The organism is Lactiplantibacillus paraxiangfangensis (genome assembly GCF_036246185.1).
GTDB classification, from domain to species: domain Bacteria; phylum Bacillota; class Bacilli; order Lactobacillales; family Lactobacillaceae; genus Lactiplantibacillus; species Lactiplantibacillus paraxiangfangensis.
In genome coordinates this window covers 47640-65066 of record NZ_BTPW01000019.1, presented here as the reverse complement: position 1 = coordinate 65066, position 17427 = coordinate 47640, and the positions used below count along the sequence as shown (strand labels likewise).

16 protein-coding genes and 1 rRNA gene are annotated in these 17427 nt (G+C 46.0%); 14 read left to right on the top strand and 3 right to left on the bottom strand.

Translation table 11 applies throughout. From position 1 onward, the window contains the following. Positions 1 to 10 precede the first annotated feature (10 nt). Together rrf and AAA939_RS11090 are read left to right on the top strand one after the other, a co-directional pair. A 5S ribosomal RNA gene (rrf, locus tag AAA939_RS11095) occupies positions 11 to 127 on the top strand. Between the two features lie 524 nt (positions 128 to 651). Further along, a complete protein-coding gene (locus tag AAA939_RS11090) occupies positions 652 to 4458 on the top strand; it encodes a MucBP domain-containing protein (RefSeq protein ID WP_338210615.1) in 3807 nt (1268 codons plus the stop codon). A gap of 102 nt (positions 4459 to 4560) precedes the next feature. On the opposite strand, the gene AAA939_RS11085 is transcribed toward AAA939_RS11090, so the two are convergent. Then, complete coding sequence (locus AAA939_RS11085) at positions 4561 to 5094, bottom strand: hypothetical protein (protein ID WP_338210613.1); 534 nt, start codon at positions 5092 to 5094, stop codon at positions 4561 to 4563. A gap of 239 nt (positions 5095 to 5333) precedes the next feature. On the opposite strand from AAA939_RS11085, the gene AAA939_RS11080 reads away from it, so the two are divergent. Both AAA939_RS11080 and AAA939_RS11075 read left to right on the top strand, forming a co-directional pair. After that, positions 5334 to 5594, top strand: coding sequence for a DUF2187 domain-containing protein (locus tag AAA939_RS11080; protein ID WP_057705330.1), 261 nt, complete (start codon positions 5334 to 5336; stop codon positions 5592 to 5594). A 223-nt stretch (positions 5595 to 5817) separates the two neighbouring features. After that, positions 5818 to 7233: an MFS transporter gene (locus AAA939_RS11075; protein ID WP_338210609.1), complete on the top strand. Its 1416-nt coding sequence runs from the start codon at positions 5818 to 5820 to the stop codon at positions 7231 to 7233. 96 nt (positions 7234 to 7329) lie between these two features. Here the strand turns inward: AAA939_RS11075 and AAA939_RS11070 are convergent, their stop codons facing one another. Then, on the bottom strand, positions 7330 to 8238 hold the full coding sequence (locus tag AAA939_RS11070; protein WP_338230881.1) for a metal ABC transporter solute-binding protein, Zn/Mn family: 909 nt from the start codon (positions 8236 to 8238) through the stop codon (positions 7330 to 7332). Positions 8239 to 8407: 169 nt separating this feature from the next. On the opposite strand from AAA939_RS11070, the gene AAA939_RS11065 reads away from it, so the two are divergent. The 9 genes from AAA939_RS11065 to AAA939_RS11025 all read left to right on the top strand — a co-directional run bounded on the left by AAA939_RS11065 (position 8408) and on the right by AAA939_RS11025 (position 15303). After that, positions 8408 to 8938 carry a CvpA family protein gene (locus AAA939_RS11065; RefSeq protein ID WP_338210605.1) on the top strand — a complete coding sequence of 177 codons (531 nt, stop codon included), beginning with the start codon at positions 8408 to 8410 and terminating at the stop codon, positions 8936 to 8938. 507 nt (positions 8939 to 9445) lie between these two features. Beyond that, entirely contained in the window at positions 9446 to 9814 is a 369-nt protein-coding gene (folB, locus tag AAA939_RS11060; protein ID WP_057705334.1) for a dihydroneopterin aldolase, read from the top strand. Continuing rightward, a complete protein-coding gene (gene folK / locus AAA939_RS11055; RefSeq protein WP_338210623.1) occupies positions 9804 to 10316 on the top strand; it encodes a 2-amino-4-hydroxy-6-hydroxymethyldihydropteridine diphosphokinase in 513 nt (170 codons plus the stop codon). Before folB ends, folK begins: the two co-directional genes overlap by 11 nt. Further along, a complete protein-coding gene (folE, locus tag AAA939_RS11050) occupies positions 10309 to 10878 on the top strand; it encodes a GTP cyclohydrolase I FolE (RefSeq protein ID WP_338210602.1) in 570 nt (189 codons plus the stop codon). Before folK ends, folE begins: the two co-directional genes overlap by 8 nt. A 27-nt stretch (positions 10879 to 10905) precedes the next feature. Beyond that, positions 10906 to 12225, top strand: coding sequence for a bifunctional folylpolyglutamate synthase/dihydrofolate synthase (locus tag AAA939_RS11045; protein ID WP_338210600.1), 1320 nt, complete (start codon positions 10906 to 10908; stop codon positions 12223 to 12225). Beyond that, complete coding sequence (locus AAA939_RS11040) at positions 12222 to 12827, top strand: non-canonical purine NTP pyrophosphatase (RefSeq protein WP_338210598.1); 606 nt, start codon at positions 12222 to 12224, stop codon at positions 12825 to 12827. Before AAA939_RS11045 ends, AAA939_RS11040 begins: the two co-directional genes overlap by 4 nt. Before the next feature lies 1 nt (position 12828). Next, complete coding sequence (folP, locus tag AAA939_RS11035) at positions 12829 to 13980, top strand: dihydropteroate synthase (protein WP_338210596.1); 1152 nt, start codon at positions 12829 to 12831, stop codon at positions 13978 to 13980. Next, positions 13973 to 14500, top strand: a complete 528-nt coding sequence (locus AAA939_RS11030) for a DNA-3-methyladenine glycosylase I (protein WP_338210594.1) — start codon at positions 13973 to 13975, stop codon at positions 14498 to 14500. The genes folP and AAA939_RS11030 overlap by 8 nt, the downstream gene beginning before the upstream one ends. Positions 14501 to 14610: 110 nt before the next feature. Further along, on the top strand, positions 14611 to 15303 hold the full coding sequence (locus tag AAA939_RS11025) for a CPBP family intramembrane glutamic endopeptidase (protein WP_338210592.1): 693 nt from the start codon (positions 14611 to 14613) through the stop codon (positions 15301 to 15303). A gap of 326 nt (positions 15304 to 15629) precedes the next feature. Here the strand turns inward: AAA939_RS11025 and AAA939_RS11020 are convergent, their stop codons facing one another. Beyond that, the gene (locus tag AAA939_RS11020) at positions 15630 to 16517 is read right to left on the bottom strand and encodes a cation diffusion facilitator family transporter (protein ID WP_338210590.1); all 888 of its coding nucleotides are present in this window, start codon (positions 16515 to 16517) and stop codon (positions 15630 to 15632) included. 265 nt (positions 16518 to 16782) lie between these two features. On the opposite strand from AAA939_RS11020, the gene trhA reads away from it, so the two are divergent. After that, positions 16783 to 17421, top strand: coding sequence for a PAQR family membrane homeostasis protein TrhA (trhA, locus tag AAA939_RS11015; protein ID WP_338210588.1), 639 nt, complete (start codon positions 16783 to 16785; stop codon positions 17419 to 17421). Positions 17422 to 17427: the final 6 nt, after the last annotated feature.

Here is a 17427-nt window from a genome sequence, read left to right as displayed (position 1 = left end):
TTCTCAGTAGTGTGGCGACGATGGCGAGAAGGATACACCTGTTCCCATGTCGAACACAGAAGTTAAGCTTCTTAGCGCCGAGAGTAGTTGGGGGATCGCTCCCTGCGAGGGTAGGACGTTGCCATGCAAAGTTAGGATCAGCTGAGGCTGGTTCTTTTTTTTTACATCAAAATGATTATAACAAAACCATAGCGCCGGTAGGGTTCCTCATCAGGAAACCCTACCGGCGCTTTTTTGCGTGCACTGAAACGGATTGACAATCGTGCGACCTGTTACGGATAACTTGGCATAAAAATAAAGTTATAAAATTGGTTGTGTCAATCAGCTAGATATTAAAAATTAAATATTAAAAGACAATTTAAATACTATAAAGAGAATTCGATGATAATATCACTAAACCCGATGACAATATTGGTTTCGGAAAAATAAATATGATATTATTTTAAGTACAGGTGCTTATCTATATTGTTGATTAACCATTTACGGGCATTATATCTATGGATAATAAATAAGTTATAAAAGATAAGCATCCGGGCATCAATATGACTATTTTGAATAAATATATATGGGGATTAATCGCGCTATTTAGTTACTTTGACTAATAAATATATTTAGATTCAAACGACTTTCGACAAGTGGAAGGGGACCATCATGAAGTTAGAAAATCAAAAATCACATTATAAGATGTATAAAAAAGGTAAGTTCTGGATTTTTGCTGGCGTGACCTTGCTTACGCTAAGTGCTAATACGGCCATTGCCCATGCGGACACTGATCAAAATGCAAACGCTTCCGATAATCAAGAAAACACTGATCAAGCTGCTTCGTCATTGCAGGATGCGGTCGTGCCATTAACGTCTGGAACGACTCAGTCTGAGGAGACTACCAAAGAAACACCAACATCAGCTGAACCCCAAGATAATCAACAAGAAGAATCAAAGGCCGGGTCACAAGAAGCGACTTCTGAAGATCCGGGCACGTTAAAGACATCAGCCGCTCAGAATAACCAGTTAAAAATACAAGATCAACGTTCAGTGGCTAACTCGCCGGTTGAATCGGAAGGGACTAAGACGGAAACCGTTACTGAAGAATCTGATACACCAGCTCCAGTTAGTGAGACTAACGAAGAGAAGACAATCAGCAGTGAAGAACCGACGACGCAGGCCGCTCCCGCTGAACAGCCAGCATCATTGAAAATGGCTAAGCAGGCTCGCACCGTTAAAGCGGATGCAACCATTGTTGATAGTAATACGTTGTCAGTTGAAGGTGGTAGTTCATGGACAATTGATAGCAATGGGGTTTTAACAATTGGCGCGGGTAATTGGAAAAACATTGCGGGTGATGCTAATTCATGGACCAAGAGTACAACTTATTGGAAAACAGTAACGACTGTTAATATTACTGGGCCAGTCGTAGGAACTGGTTCATTGGTTAACGTTTTTTTTAAGCAAGTCAATTTTACAATTAAACCAATTACGAGCATCACTGGATTAGAAAATGTTAATACTGATAACGCCACTAGTTTCAGCGGTATGTTTAGTGGGAATAAAATTACAGATTTTACGGGTATTGAAAAGTGGAATACAAGTAACGTTACTAGTATGAGCAATATGTTCTCAAGTAATCAAGTCACCGATGAAAAGCTACTTCCAGTTCAAAACTGGGACGTCAGTAACGTTACTGAAATGGACGGCATGTTTTCTAATATGCCTTTGACTAGTCTTGATTTAAGTAACTGGCATCCGACAAGCTTAACATCAGTTGGTGGGATTTTTTTGAACTCGAGTAAACTAGCCAGTGTAAACTTTGACGGTTGGCAGACTGGTACCATAACGCAAGCTGCAAATATGTTTAGTGGAGCTAGCAGTCTAACTTCATTGGATCTTTCTGGGTTTGATTTGACTGCGCTAAAGCAAGCAGCTGTTGTTACTATGCTGTCAGGTACAACTAGCCTTAAACAGCTGACGTTGGGCGATAATTCGCGTCTAATGGTCGGCACTAATAATGCCGGCTTGCCCGAAATTCCGGTTAGTGCAAACTACACTGGCAAGTGGGTTGCCGCTGAAAAGGACGCTAACGGGAACTGGGTCGCTGCAACTAAGGATGCGGCCGGGACCAGTGCCGAACTGATGGCACTTTACAGTATGGGGAGCACCGTTCCAACTGGAACCATTACCTATATTTGGCAAGAGGCCGAACCCGTTGCCGCGGGTAAAGTAAACGTTCAGTATGTCGATGAAACCGGCAAGGTGATTGCGACGGCGGATGAAGCCACTTATCCAGATGGTCAGTGGGTCGGAAAACAGTATACGACCACGCCAAAGAATATCGCCGGGTATGAATTTTTCCAAGTAGATTCAAGCGGCCTAGCTGCTAATGGCACATTAACGGCAGATGGTGGTACGGTCACGTATATCTATCGTCAAGCTGCTGAAAAGGTGAACGTGGAGTACGTCGATGAATCCGGCAATGTCATTGGTACCGGTGAAGCCACTTATCCAGACGGTCAATGGGTCGGAAAACAGTATACGACCGAGCAAAAGGATATAGATGGTTATGAATTCGTTCGCGTGGATTCGGATGGTTTGGCTGCTAACGGAACGTTAACTGCGGATGGTGGAACGGTCAAATACGTCTACCGCCAAGCCGCGGGTAAAGTGAACGTTCAGTACGTTGATGAAGCTGGTAACGTTATCAAGACGGGTGAAGCCGACTATCCAGATGGCCAGTGGGTTGGTCAGAAGTATACGACTGAGCAAAAAGATTTAGATGGTTACGAATTTGTTCGTGTAGATTCCGATGGCTTAGCTGCTGATGGAACGCTGACAGCTAAGGGTGGTACGGTGACCTATGTCTACCGCCAAGCTGCTGGAAAAGTGAACGTTCAGTACGTTGATGAAGCTGGTAACGTCATTGATACGGGCGAAGCCACTTATCCAGACGGTCAATGGGTTGGTCAGAAGTATACGACCGAACAAAAGGATTTAGATGGTTACGAATTTGTCCGCGTAAATTCCGATGGCTTAGCTGCCGATGGAACACTGACAGCCAAGGGTGGTACGGTCACGTATGTTTATCGTCAAGCTGCTGGAAAAGTGAACGTCCAGTACGTTGATGAAGCTGGTAACGTCATTAAGACGGGCGAAGCTACCTATCCAGATGGACAGTGGGTTGGTCAGAAGTATACAACCGAACAAAAGGACCTAGACGGTTATGAATTTGTCCGCGTAGATTCCAAGGACTTGGATGCAACCGGGACGTTGACAGCTAAGGGTGGTACGGTCACGTATGTTTATCGTCAAGCTGCTGGCAAAGTCAATGTTCAGTATGTCGATGAAGCCGGTAATGTTATCAAGACTGGTGAAGCCGACTATCCAGATGGTCAGTGGGTCGGTCAGAAGTATACGACCGAGCAAAAGAATCTAGATGGCTATGAATTTGTCCGTGTAGATTCCAAAGGCTTAGCCGCTAACGGCACGTTAACGGCCAATGGTGGTACGGTGACGTATATTTACCGGGCAATTCCCGCCACTCAGGGAACGGTCAATATCAATTTTATTGATGATACGACTGGCAAAACGTTAACGACTAAGACTCAGACGGGAGCTGAAGGGGCCCAGGTCGACTTCAGTACCGCGGAATTGATCAAGTATTATAAATCATTAGGATACGTTCTAGTGAGTGATAATTATCCTACTGACGGTGTCACTTATAACGATGGCACGCAGACGTTTAGTGTCCACTTGAAGCATGAAATGATCGCCGTTCCCGCTGAAAGTAAAACGGTGAGCCAAACGATTCATTACGTCTACGCAAATGGGCAAACCGCGGCGGAGGACCACTACGCAAAATTGGTCTTTACCCGCCAAGGTCAACGTGATTTAGTCACTAATGAAATTGTCTGGGGTGCGTGGACTGCGGATGCAACGACGTTTAATGCGGTCACGTCACCAGTACTCAAAGGGTATCAAGCTGATCAGCCAACGGTCGTAGCTGTTATGGACGTCACAGCGGAGAGTGCGGACCAAGTCGTCACCGTAACGTATAAGGCGGATGCGGTTGATCCGGTCGATCCAGAAGTGCCGGTTGACCCAGACAAACCAGTTGATCCTGATAAACCAGTTGGACCGGAAAATCCTGGTGAACCCGACGTTGTTGATCCTGACAAACCGGTTGATCCAGGGACGCCAACCGTACCCGTTACACCAACGTTGCCAAGCAAGCCAGGTACTTCGACTCAGGTGGATAAGGATCAAGTTGTCGGGACTCGTCCGGGCAATACGGGAGTTGCCGATGCCACCGCACCAATTAAGCGTGCGACGGCAACAACACCAGCGGCTGCCCAAGCAACTGGCGACCTACCACAAACTAATGAAAATCGTCAACGCGGCGTATTGTCATTAGCGGGAGTTGGTTTACTCGCTATGTTGGGATGGTTCGGTTACCGTCGGAAGTCATAATCAGAACTAATGAATTTAAGTCGTTCTTTGTCAGCAACTGTTGATGACGAACAAAAAAGGAAATCAATTCAGTTCGAATTGGTTTCCTTTTTGTGTCCTGAGTTAATATTGATAATCGTATTGGCTTTTATTAAAGCCGATAATTGCCGTTACATTATCATGGTTACTCAGGCCTAGTAATAACTTGTTATTATGTTTTCTATCAATGTACATCGCGACTTTACCGTATCTATCGGTATTAAACGTGATGTAATGAGGCCCCAACAGCTGTTTGACTTTAGTTAAAGTCATTCCCATTGCTAAACCATTGTCAAAGTATGAACGGCAACGGGGGGCCTTATCTAATAATTTTAAGCCGACAATTGTATTGTTGGCGGTTGTCGTAACGTAAAAGGCATTCATGCCGCGGTGATTGTAGTCGTTCAATTTTGCCGTGTCACCTTCTTGTTTAACATAAGAAGAATCGGGTTTGAATTGATGACCTAGACTCAGCCGGTCATACGTGAGGTGGCTTAAGTCAGTCTCTTGAACCGTTAGAGAACCAAGCCGTTCCTTTAAAGTATCTCTATAAAGAAATCCAAGTGCTATGACCAGTATGAGTAATATTGGAATACTAATTTTCCAAAGCTTTTTCATGCTATTTCCCCGTGCAATCCGTGATGAACAATCGGACTGTATTTATTGTTTTTAAATTTTGATTCCTTAGAACATTATAATATATATCATGGTAATTATTTTTGGCAGTTAATAACGTTGGCTAATTTAATCATGGTCGATTTTGGGTGTAAAAATCGTGTAAATTCGTGATCATTAATTGTTATTAATAGCATTAAGTGCTATGTTATTAGCATATTTTATGAAGTGGAGTGATAGTAATGGCTAATATTGCTGTGGGAGATCGGGTTAAGTGCCAGAAAAATGGTAATACCGATTACGATTTCTATGCTAAAGTGGAAAAAGTTTACGAGAACTCCGCGTACGTCACGATTACCCATTATGATTTACGGGATGATATTAACGTGGGTGAGCTTCAATACCGGGCCGTGATTGCTTTAAAGAAAATGAAGGTTGCCCAACCAACGGACAGCGAAAAAGAAAAAATGCAGGCGGTTAGTGCAGCGATGTTGGCTGAATAAGCGTTCAGTCTAAGTACCGACCGGTTCCACGTAAAATGAATATTAAAGTTAAGGCTTGAGTCGATTGTGCTCAAGCCTTTTTTCGTGCACCCAAACTTCACTAAGCACCGTCCACGAAATTTTATCAGTAACCTAATCGAATATCCCTGTACATCATTGCTTAGAATGGTACAATGGATTATAGCAGTTAATAATAGTTCTAAAGTAAGAGGGAGGAATTATAATGAATGAAACCGATAAGACGCCGTCATTAACGGGTCGGCGACGATTTTGGTTCATTTTTACCTTGTTGACTGGGACGTGGACGATGTCCATTAGCCAGTCTTCATTGTCGACGGTTTACCCGACGTTTATGCGCGACTTTGGGATCTCCGCCTCAACGGTTCAATGGCTTACAACGGGATTCATGTTGACGATGGTTGTCATGATGCCAATCAGTCCCTGGTTATTGAACAACATTGGATTTAAGAAGTTGTTCTTAACCGTTCTGATTCTGTTTGATATTGGGTCAATTATTATTTATTTTGCGTCAAGCTTTCCGGTTATGATGGTTGGACGCTTAATTAAGGCCGCGGCGGTCGGGGTGCTGTTTCCTTCCTATCAGTCGATTTTACTGACGATTACGCCCGAAGAAAAACGTGGTACGACGATGGGAGTCGCGGGTCTGGTCATGGGATCAGCCTTAGCTTCTGGTCCAATTATTTCTGGGGTCGTTTTAAAGTTTACTGACTGGCACGGGTTGTTTGTCGTCTTCATTACGGTTGCGACGATTTTGATTTTTCTGAGCTTCCTAACGATTCAAGATGTGATGGTTAACAAACCATCGAAGCTCGATTTAATTTCTATCGTGACGTTGTTAGGCTTTGCGGGGATTCTGTACGTGGTCAATGAAATTGGCAAACCAAACGTTAACTGGACGTTCGGTTGGGCCTTGCTGATTGTGTCGATCTTGGCCGTAGCCTACTTTACGTACCGGCAATTTCATTTGGAAACGCCGTTATTGGAATTGCGCGTACTTAAAACGTTTAATTATGATTTAGCTATTTTTCTAACGGCGATTTCGTACGTTGCGTTGATCGTGGTCACCATTATTTTCCCACTGTACTATCAAGGTATTCTAAAAGTATCGCCTTTTGTATCCGGGATGGCGTTAGTTCCCGGCGCGGTTTTCTTGAGTATTTTAAACCCATTAACGGGGCGCTTAGCGGAGAAGATTGGGTATAAACAGATCATGTTACTCGGGATGAGTATGATCGTGCTAGGGTGGCTGATCTTAGCGCTCATTAGCCAAAAGTTAAACTTAATCACGATGATCTTGATTGCGGCCCTGATTGAAGGCGGGAACGCCTTTGTCATGATGCCAGCGGTGACCCTCGGTGCGAACTCGCTACCGAACGAGCTGATTTCTCACGGGACCGCCGTGATTACCACGGTACGGCAAATTCTAGGTTCAGCCGGGGTTGCCGTCGCAACGTTAGTTTTATCTAACGTAACGGCCGCACAGCTGAAAGCCGGAGCACCTACTTTGACAGCCAACTTACAGGGTTACCACACGGTTTTCTGGATGATGTTAGGCATTGAAATCGTGGGATTACTCTTAGCATTGCTATTACGGGATGGGCGTCAAACAAAGAAATAAGTAATATAACACAAATTATGATAAAAGCAGGTTTTCCGGGTAGTTAGTTCATCCGGAAAACCTGCTTTTATCAGTATCAATTAATTGATACTGTGTTTACTCTTGTTCGTTGGTTTGAATCTTAGCTAATTGCTGGTACTGACTAAGCATCCAGCTTTCATAAGTCTGATGGGCGGGTAACGTTTCGGTCACTTTTAGGACCGGAACGTCGTACTTTTTAGCTAGTTTGACCATATTGGTAATAATGTTACTATCCGTTTGGGTGTTTTCCACAAAGAAAGCGATGCGGTGATGCTTGATGTCGCTTTGCATTTGAGAAATATCCCGCGGTGACGGGTCAGCGCCATCTTCGATTGATTTCGCAAAGTGGTTATTGCTGATCTTGTAGCCCAGTGCTTTCAATGAATAGTCGAAAACTGGTTCGCTAACGGCGACGCGTTGTCCGTGGACGTGTTTCTTGAGGTTGGCAAGCTCCTTGGTAATCGGTGTTAGACGATCCTGATAAGCGCGGGCTTGCTGCTCAAAGTAACGTTTATGATGCGGTTGGATCTTAGCTAAGTCAGCGGCGATTTTAGTAGCCAATTGCGGCATGGTCGTCGGATTATACCAAACGTGTTCGTTGGCACCATCCGTTTGCTTTGCAATCGTTGTGCCAACTTCAATGACTCGCGTACCGGGTTCTTTATTAACGATGAGTTTTTGCATCCAATCATCGTACCCAATGCCATTGTAAATAATCAGCTGCGCTTGGCTAGCTTTTTTTGCCGTTGCAACGGTTGGTTCAAAGCTGTGGGGGTCAAGGCTGGGACGGTCAATGACTGACGTCACGTTGCCGTATTTACCCGCAACTTTTTGTGCCGTTTGTCCGTAAAAGTCGAGACTCGTAATAATGTTGATTTTGCCATCAGTGGTCTTCGGTGCGGCGGTCTTAGACTGACAGCCGGCTAACAAGACGCTGATTCCTAGTAATAGGCCAAGGTAGCCCCATATTCGACGGTAAGCCATATTAAATCCCATCCTTTTTTAAATCGTAACAATTACTATTTACTTTAACGAAAAAACGGGTTGCCGTCAAGTGTTAAGATAACGTTTAGAAGTCGTCGTTAGCGTACCCGTTACCAGGGTAACCTGCTAAAATAGTTATACGACTAAAACAAGGGAGGCGGCGTCGCACATGATTTTTACAATTGTCATTTTAATTTTGTTAGGAACAGCCATTTTTCGGGGCTTTCACCGTGGCTTTGTTATTGAGATCCTTCACCTGATTGGGACCATTGCGGTACTGATTTTTGCCCGGTTACTTTACCAACCGCTTGCCCAAACGATTAGTAGTATCTTGACGAGTCTTCATCTAATTGAAACTTCGATTGCAAGTAACCTGATTATTAATACCATCGCGTTCTTTATTTTAACGTCGCTGGGGTGGGCCGTTGTTCGGCTATTGTCCCGAGTTTCACGGAGCGTCACTTGGTTGCCCGTCATCAAGCAAGTTAACAGCATTGCGGGTGGCATCGTCGCCTTCACGCTTTCCTATCTCATCATCTTTGTTTGCCTATCACTGGCTAATTTATTTAATACCGAATTTATCCAGACTCAAATGGATCAGTCACCGCTCGCAACGTTTATTGTTAAGAAAACGCCGGGATTGACTAGTCACTATTTGGGAAACTTGATCAAGTTTGAAACGGGCACTCAAGACTCATAACTAATTCAAAAGTAAAAGCGGCTGGAAAATAATTCCGGACGCTTTTTTTTATTAAAATTAAAATTTGAAAGCTAAATTAATTCCGGTTGCCACTGATGGCATGCGGTCGTGGAACCGGGCCTAGCCTGAGGAGCGGTCTAGCCCCTCGTCTGAAACAGTTGCAAAATGCGCAACTGTTTCAGACCGTCCGTGGTCTAAGGCCGGAAATTCACCGGTCAAAGGCCACCTTCACGACCGATTCCATCAGTGGCAACCTCCGATTATCCGACAAAAATAACAATAGTAAGATTATTGTTAGTGGAGTCCTTCATAGCACCCAACTCTGTCTGGCGGAGCGGATAATTTAAGAAAGACTATCGTTATATAAGGGTGCGGATCGTGATTTTAGATTTTTCAACCTTCAGATTGGAATCTAAAACGTTTCTGGTATGAGTCGGGGTATTTATCGGCTTACTGGCGCGTTTCATGCTATGATTATAAGTAAAAATGAACTTGAGAGGGATACTTATGGGAATGATTCGAATTAACAACTTACGCTTCCATACGTTTAACGGCGTGTTACCAGAAGAACGGCGGAACGGACAGCAATTAGGCTTGGATATCGCCATTAAATATCCAATTGAAACTAAAGTTTTACATGATGATGTCCACGAAACAATCAATTACGCGGAAGTTCGGAATGTCACCGAACACTTTATTACAACGCATTCGTACAAACTAATCGAGTCGTTGGCTAACCATTTATTGGAGACTTTATTGGCTAGTTTTCCAACGGTTGATTCGATAAATATCAAAATTCGTAAATTTAGTGTGCCAATGCCAGGAATTTTTGATAATGTTGAAATTGAAGTTCAAGGGGCGCCCGATGCCAAGTAACGAAGAACGGGTCTACTTGAGTATTGGCTCCAATATTTATCCACGGGTCGCAAATATCCAGGAAGCCTTAGCGCGTTTACGGGCGCTTAATGCGGTTGACGTGCTGGCAACGTCACACTGGTATGAGACCGAACCGTGGGGTAATCGCGACCAAGCGAACTTCTATAACGTTTCGGTTGCGTTGACGACGACCCTGACACCGGATGAACTACTAGACCAGCTCCATGAGATTGAACAGGCGTTACACCGCCAACGATTGATTCACTGGGGTCCCCGAACGATCGACCTCGATATTATTTTCTGGGGAGCTAGGCAAATACATACGGCAACGTTAACGGTACCGCATGCACAGGCAGCCCACCGGAACTTTGTGTTGCTACCGACCCAAGAAATTGCGGCGGGTGACCCGGTCGTTGGTCCCCAAGTTGACGCGTTGATTGCGCAAAATCAAGATCAGAGTTGGATAAAAAAAGTGAGAAATGTGAGTGAGTTAGATGATTGATGAACAAAATAAAGCAAAGATTGAACACGCTGTCCGTGATATTTTAACGGCGGTAGGGGAAGACCCCGACCGGGCCGGATTAGTTGAAACACCTGAACGGGTGGCACGGATGTACGCGGAAGTTTTCGCTACTAAGACCGCAGCGCCGTTTGATAATTACAAGTTATTTAAAGTAGAAGATCCGACTGAAATGGTCCTATTGAAAGACATTCCGTTCTATTCAATGTGTGAACACCATTTGTTACCGTTCTTTGGGACGGTTCAAGTAGCGTACGTCCCACAGCATGACCAAGTGATCGGGTTAAGTAAGATTCCACGATTAATCGACTACTGTGCCAAACAACCGAATGTTCAAGAACGCTTAACGGTCAACATTGCAAAGGAACTTCAACGGATTTTAGACCCCGCTGGGATTGCGGTCTCAATCACGGCCCGGCACATGTGTATGGAGATGCGTGGTGTTTCTAAACCCGGTGTACATACCGAGAGTAGCTATTACAGTGGTCAATTTAAAACGAATTTAGATTTGAAACGCGAATTTTTACAACGAATTGCAAAGTAGGGTGATCGTGTGGACGCAGCGGCGGTAATGGAACAATACCAAACATTATTAGGACAATTGAATCAAGCCATGTTGGCAGATAATCATCAACGGGTGCCGTTGTTACGGAAAATTATGGTGCATTTAGGCCACCCAGATAATTATTTTCACGTCATTCACATTGCCGGAACGAACGGCAAGGGCTCGACGGGTGCCATGTTAGCCAGTATTTTGCGTGCACAGGGTTACCAAGTCGGGCGCTTCAGCAGTCCGGCCATTAATGATGCTCGTGAGCAACTTCAATTAAACGGGCAGTGGATCAGTCCGGCAGATTTTATTGATACTTACCAAGAGATCGTGCCAGTGTTGACTAACATGGGATTACAAGTGCACGACGTCTCGATTTTTGAATGGTTCTTCCTTATTAGTATGGTCTGGTTTCGAAACCAAGACGTTCAGTGGGCCGTGGTCGAAGCCGGCCTAGGTGGCTTGTACGATGCCACCAATGCTTTAGCTGGGCCCCAGTTGACAGTCTTTACCAAGATTGCGCTGGATCACACCCGAATTTTAGGGCCGACGATTAAAGCAATTGCCCAGAATAAGTCCAAGATCATCAAACCGCATACGACGGTCGTGACGTTAGCGGACCAGCATCCGGATGCCCTAGCCGTCTTAAAGACGGAAGCTTTGAATCAAGGGGTGCCGCTGGTAACCGCTGAACAATTGAAAATGACGACGACGGAAGAATCAATTGACGGCATGGTGGTAACGGCCCACAGCCAACTGTTCGACTGGTCGGATTTACACGTTAACTTATCAGGGACGTATCAGCTTCAAAATCTCAGCTTAGTTTTGACCGCGGTGGCCGTCTTAACTCGTCAGCACGTGACTATTACCCAGACTGCCGTGCGGACGGGGCTGCAGCACGTGACGTTACCGGGCCGATTGACGGTATTGCAACGCACGCCGTTAGTCATTGCGGACGGCGCACATAACCCGGATGGGATGGCGGCACTGGTCAAAAGTGTGCAGCGCCTACTACCGAATAGGGAGTTAATTTACGTGGTCGGCGTTTTGCGTGATAAGGCGTACCCTAAGATGCTCCAAAGTCTGTTACCAACTGCCAAACTTGTGATAACGAATACGCCGGCCAATCCTGAACGGGCCATGCCGGCGGACGAACTGGCGCAAGCCGCAACGAGTTTGGTGGGCGCACACGGACCAGAAATTATCGTCCAGCCGACCATTGTTGCGGCCTTAGACCTTGCGCAACAACGTGCCACGGAACACAGTGCCATTATCGTGACCGGGTCATTTTATGTCATGCGCGAATTACAACAAGCTGGCTGGAAGGGACTGAGCCAATGACGTGGTTAATTGCATCGAATAATGGTGGGAAGAGTCGGGATTTAGCAGCCTGTTTAGCCTATTACGGGTTGTCAGCCGAACCGTATTTTCAGACGCAACCCCGCTTAGAATTTCCAAGCGAAACAACCACCAGTTACGTGGATAACGCCGTGACGAAAGCGCAGTTTGCCGCGAACCGGTTAGGAGTTGCGGTGATTGCGGATGACAGTGGTCTGGAAGTTCCCGCTATGCCGGATTTTTTAGGGGTGACAACGGCTCGTGACCTTGGCGTTCGGGTAAGTGGCTTTGACCGTAATCAGGAGATTATTCGGGCAATGACCGCTTTACCAAACTCACAACGACGGGCCATCATGCGGGCAACGTTGGCCGTTGCGTGGCCCGACGGACGGGTCATCACGTCTCAAGCGACGATTACGGGCTACATCACATCCCATCAAATTGGCCGGTATTCGGGTGGCTTTGATTGGCTATTCTGGTTACCCCAGTATGGTCGAACCTTAGCCGAGTTACCTGATGCATGGCGGATTCCGCTAACGCATCGGGGCCAAGCCGCTCGCAACTTAATTCAACAACTGAACGAGATGAAAGGATCGGTGGAATAACATGCAAGTACAAGACATCACCAGTTCATTAGCACAAGCGAAGGATTTTACTAACGTGGCACTTAACGCTCAAGTTCAGCGCCAACAAAAAGTAATTTTACGTTTCAGTGACTACAACCGTGAGCAACAAATGCGGTTGGTTCAGCTTTGTCACCAGTTGGACGGGACCGTTCAAGCGAGTCCGGAACAACTGACCGTTTTGTTGGATCAAGCGGCGGGGCGGTTACTAGCTAAACGCTGGGCCGATTTCTTTGACGACCAACCAACCGTTCAAATTCAGTTGACCCAAATTATGAAGCAATATGATATTTTTTGGCAGGCGGGCGAGCACCGGTTTAATTTGACGAAGCGGCCAATGATTTATGGCATCATGAACATTACCCCGGATTCGTTTTACGACGGCGGTCAATATAAAACGATGGATGACGTGTTGAACCACGTTGGTGATATGCTTCAGGCCGGAGCGGATGTGATCGAAGTTAACGGTCAAACGACCCGGCCGGGTTTTAAAGAAGTGACCCCGGAAGTTGAATTGGAACGGACGTTGCCATACGTTCAAGCAATTAAGCAACGTTTTCCGGATGCGGTCTTAGCCGTGGATACTTATAAATACCCCGTCATGGAAAAACTGATGGCGGCGGGTGTTAGCATCATTAATGACGTTAACGCGTTTACTGATGATCCCCGTAAGCTGAGTTTGATGGCCGACAGTCACGTGGGCTTATTAACGATGCACAGTAGTCGGGACCGTGAATACCCCGATTTAACCAGTGGGATGCGTGCGTTTTTTGAACATAACTTAGCGACTTTGACGGCTGCCGGAATCGATATTGAGCGGATTGCCTTGGATCAAGGCATCGGCTACTCACAAGTCGCCCACGGGACCCAAGATTACGTGATGATGCGCAACATCGATGAGTTCAACTACTTACGGCGACCAATGATGGTGGCTATTTCACGGAAGGGCTACCTAGGATTACTCTTAGGATTAAAGAAGGAAGACCGGTTGCCAATGACCTTAGTGACCGAAACCGCGATGATGTTAAAGGGCGGCCGCATCATTCGGGTGCACGACATTGCTGAAACCAAGCAGATGGTGACCTTATTGGATCGCATCGAGAACGGTTACTGGTTGGTTAGCGACCATGATTAGTCCCACCGATTTTGATGATATTATGGCAAACGGCGCTAAGGACTACGACGCCTATTTCGGCACACCCACGTATGATGATCATGTCTTATTCGAACTGTTGATCATCGGTATTTTGCAAGTGGGACTAGGTTGGCAAGTTGCTGCGAGTCAGCTCCCAGTCTTACGGCAGCACATGGACGGTTTGCGCGTTGAGAAAGTGGCTGGTTATGAGGAACCGGAATGGGAACGGCTGATGGCGACACCGAAAGTGATGCACAATGGACGCAAACTGCGTGCCATCATCACGGACGCACGCGGCATCATGATGATTCAGCGGGGATTTGGTCACTTTAGCGACTATCTCTGGCAGTTTGTTGATGCCACGCCGTTATTAATGTCCGCACCGGATGACGAATTACCGCACCAGTCACCGCTCGGCACGCGGGTTGCCAAGGATTTACATCGGCGGGGCTTTACGTTTGTTGGCCCCGTGGTGACCCACATGTTTCTGCTGGCTGCGGGAATAATTAAGGTAAATTAAAAAAGAGGATGCGCTTGCACCTCTTTTTTTGTGGGAAAGTTAGGATTGCGTTGTAAGCGATGATAAGGCTTGTGGTACCCTAATAGAAGGAATGACAGGGGGTAGGACGGATGAAAAATGAAACGTGGGCGGTTCAACGAACGTTTATTTGGAACCTAATTAAGGCGGGAATCTTGGCGCTATTTATCGGTCAGTTTAGCGCCGCACCAATCATGATTTTCTTTACTTGGTACCACTGGTGGACGGTGCTACTGGGGTTCTTGGTCTATGCGCTCGAAGCCTGGGCGCTTTACGCGATTTATCGTCGTTATGCGCACACGCGGCGGTTAAAGTTACCAGCTTTAACGGCGAAACTCGCCCCACGCACCATTATGATGATTGGCGTTGCACTAATGATTTTAGTGCTGCTAGCATTGGGCAACGCGGCGTTAACGCACTGGTTACACCTGCCCGTTGCGGAGAATCAAGTCGCTATCGATCGCATGGTGAAAGTGCACCCGCTCCCCCTAATCATTGGGGCTTCGTTCTTTGGCCCGATGTGTGAGGAACTAAATTTTCGGGGGATTTTTGCGAACTATACCGTGTTTGGACGTTATCAACAGCGGACTTACACGGTGGTGGTGTACCTTGTTAGCAGCGTCTTATTTGGGTTCACACATACAGGGTTCAGTAATTTTCCTCAGTTTATTTATTACACCTTGTTTGGGATGGTCGTCGGGAGTACGTACTGGCTGTCAGGGCGCGACATTCGGGTCAATACCGTGACGCACATGCTCGGCAACTTGATTCTTACCCTGATTTGATAGTCGGTAATGGTTTGAATTAGCCGCTTGGTCGGGCAGAATCGGTTCACGACTTATCGAAAAAATTAGTGTTTTTCGGCGCTTCGCCGGCAGAATCAGTGGGCCATGGGGTCGGCTACAGACCGCACTTTGGCTGGGACTGTCCCCCCTAGCACATCAACACTACCCGACGGAGCGGATAATTTAGGAATGACTATCGCTACTGTTACGGTGTTGATAGCGGTTTTAGATTTTTCAACCTTTAGGATAGCAGTCAAAAAAGGCACAGGACAATAACAGCATTGATTGCTGCAATTGCCTGTGCCTTTTTAATTGGGTATAACTGACTAAATCGAGTCATCGGTAGTTTCAAAGTCCACCTTACCCAGCTCAACCTGGATCGTGATGTGGGTTAATGGAAATTGTGAGCTTAAATCTTTATTGAGTTTTTCCAGAAATTCGTTGTTACCATCGAGCGTCGAGCGGCAGAGGTGAACGGTCATGGCCGTTTCGGTCGTGCTCATGCCCCAGATGTGCAAGTCGTGAACTTGGTTGACCGTCGGCTGTGAAACTAAGTAGTCGTGAATCGCCTGCTGATCAACGTTGCTCGGTACCGCTTCGAGGGAGTAGTTCATGGCGTCACGCAATAAGCCCCACGTCCCAATCAAGATGACGATGGCAATTAACAGTGAAACAACTGGGTCAAGCCAGTACCAACCGGTTTGTAAAATAATGAAACCCGCAATCACAACGCCGACCGAAACGCCGGCATCCGCTGCCATGTGTAAAAAGGCGCCCTTGATATTGAGATCGTGTTTTTGCCCCTTCATAAAGAGGAAGGCGGTAAACCCGTTGATTAGAACCCCTACGGCAGCCACGATAATGACGTCCCATTCAGCGACGGGGCCGGGATGCGATAGGCGTTGCAGCGCTTCAACGGAGATGGCGCCAATGGCCACTAACAGAAAGACCGCGTTGAAGAGGGCGGCCAAGATCGAAGAACTCTTATAGCCGTACGTGTATTTTGCGTTAGCACTTTTTTGGCCGAGCCACAGTGCTAACCAAGAAATAAGTAAGCCTAAAACGTCGCTGAGGTTGTGGCCGGCATCGGCGACGAGGGCTAGCGAACCGCTAGCAAAGCCGTAACCAGCTTCCAGTACGATAAATGCTGAGTTTAATAAGACGCCAATTTTAAAGGCGTTCGTTTGTTGTTGGATTTGATGACTGTGCGCCATACTTAACACCCGTTTCTTAAGTGAGTCTAACAATCAGGACTCATGATTGTTTTTTTATATATGAGTAGATAAACATATGAATGATTGCTCATGTGTATTGTAACACGCTAATTAGCGGATAACAACCTGAACTGGGACCTCCAAATGGCATGAAAATAAGGGTTTGTTTTTCATCAACGGGATACCTAGTTTTAATGACTAGATGTATTGATATCAACACGATATGATGGTATGCTAATTACAATAAAAACATGAGGTGATTAACATGAAGCAATCCTCGCGACGTTATCAAATTACAAATGAAGTTTTAAACTCAGTCACTCACGGGATTGGATTGGCGTTAAGTATTGTTGGGTTTGTCTTTTTAATGTTAAAAGCTTATACGGATGGTAGTTCCATGGAGTGGGCGGCATTCATTATTTATGGTTGTTCGTTATTCGTACTGTATACCTGCTCGATGTTATTTCACGGGTTGTATTTTACCCGGGCACGAGAAGTTTTTCGAATCTTTGATCACAGCGGCGTTTACATCCTCATTGCTGGGACGTATACCCCGTACAGTTTGTTAGCGATTAAGGGCTGGTTAGGATGGACAATCTTAATCACCATCTGGGTCCTAGCAATTACCGGGATCGTCGTTAATGCCGTGTGGCCCGGCCGGTTGCGTAAGATTGAAACGGTGATTTACGTGCTGATGGGCTGGATGTGTTTAGCTGGGGGTAAACAGTTATGGACCAACCTTGGGGTAACCGGTTTTTGGCTACTAGTTGCTGGTGGGGTTGCCTTTACCTTGGGTGCACTGCTCTACAGCTTCCCGCACATTAAATACTTACACGTGATTTGGCACTTGTTTGTCATGCTCGGGACAACGTTAATGTATTTTTCGATTTATTTCTATATTTGATTAAAG

What these genes read in the sequence shown, in the direction of transcription:
- folE (WP_338210602.1), top strand. Translation starts at nt 10,309, where the DNA reads ATGATTGATGAACAAAATAAAGCAAAGATTGAACACGCTGTCCGTGAT.
- AAA939_RS11030 (WP_338210594.1), top strand. Translation starts at nt 13,973, where the DNA reads ATGATTAGTCCCACCGATTTTGATGATATTATGGCAAACGGCGCTAAG.
- trhA (WP_338210588.1), top strand. Translation starts at nt 16,783, where the DNA reads ATGAAGCAATCCTCGCGACGTTATCAAATTACAAATGAAGTTTTAAAC.
- AAA939_RS11085 (WP_338210613.1), bottom strand. Translation starts at nt 5,094, where the DNA reads ATGAAAAAGCTTTGGAAAATTAGTATTCCAATATTACTCATACTGGTC.
- folP (WP_338210596.1), top strand. Translation starts at nt 12,829, where the DNA reads ATGCAAGTACAAGACATCACCAGTTCATTAGCACAAGCGAAGGATTTT.
- folK (WP_338210623.1), top strand. Translation starts at nt 9,804, where the DNA reads ATGCCAAGTAACGAAGAACGGGTCTACTTGAGTATTGGCTCCAATATT.
- AAA939_RS11080 (WP_057705330.1), top strand. Translation starts at nt 5,334, where the DNA reads ATGGCTAATATTGCTGTGGGAGATCGGGTTAAGTGCCAGAAAAATGGT.
- AAA939_RS11090 (WP_338210615.1), top strand. Translation starts at nt 652, where the DNA reads ATGAAGTTAGAAAATCAAAAATCACATTATAAGATGTATAAAAAAGGT.
- AAA939_RS11075 (WP_338210609.1), top strand. Translation starts at nt 5,818, where the DNA reads ATGAATGAAACCGATAAGACGCCGTCATTAACGGGTCGGCGACGATTT.
- AAA939_RS11040 (WP_338210598.1), top strand. Translation starts at nt 12,222, where the DNA reads ATGACGTGGTTAATTGCATCGAATAATGGTGGGAAGAGTCGGGATTTA.
- AAA939_RS11045 (WP_338210600.1), top strand. Translation starts at nt 10,906, where the DNA reads ATGGAACAATACCAAACATTATTAGGACAATTGAATCAAGCCATGTTG.
- AAA939_RS11020 (WP_338210590.1), bottom strand. Translation starts at nt 16,517, where the DNA reads ATGGCGCACAGTCATCAAATCCAACAACAAACGAACGCCTTTAAAATT.
- folB (WP_057705334.1), top strand. Translation starts at nt 9,446, where the DNA reads ATGGGAATGATTCGAATTAACAACTTACGCTTCCATACGTTTAACGGC.
- AAA939_RS11025 (WP_338210592.1), top strand. Translation starts at nt 14,611, where the DNA reads ATGAAAAATGAAACGTGGGCGGTTCAACGAACGTTTATTTGGAACCTA.
- AAA939_RS11070 (WP_338230881.1), bottom strand. Translation starts at nt 8,238, where the DNA reads ATGGCTTACCGTCGAATATGGGGCTACCTTGGCCTATTACTAGGAATC.
- AAA939_RS11065 (WP_338210605.1), top strand. Translation starts at nt 8,408, where the DNA reads ATGATTTTTACAATTGTCATTTTAATTTTGTTAGGAACAGCCATTTTT.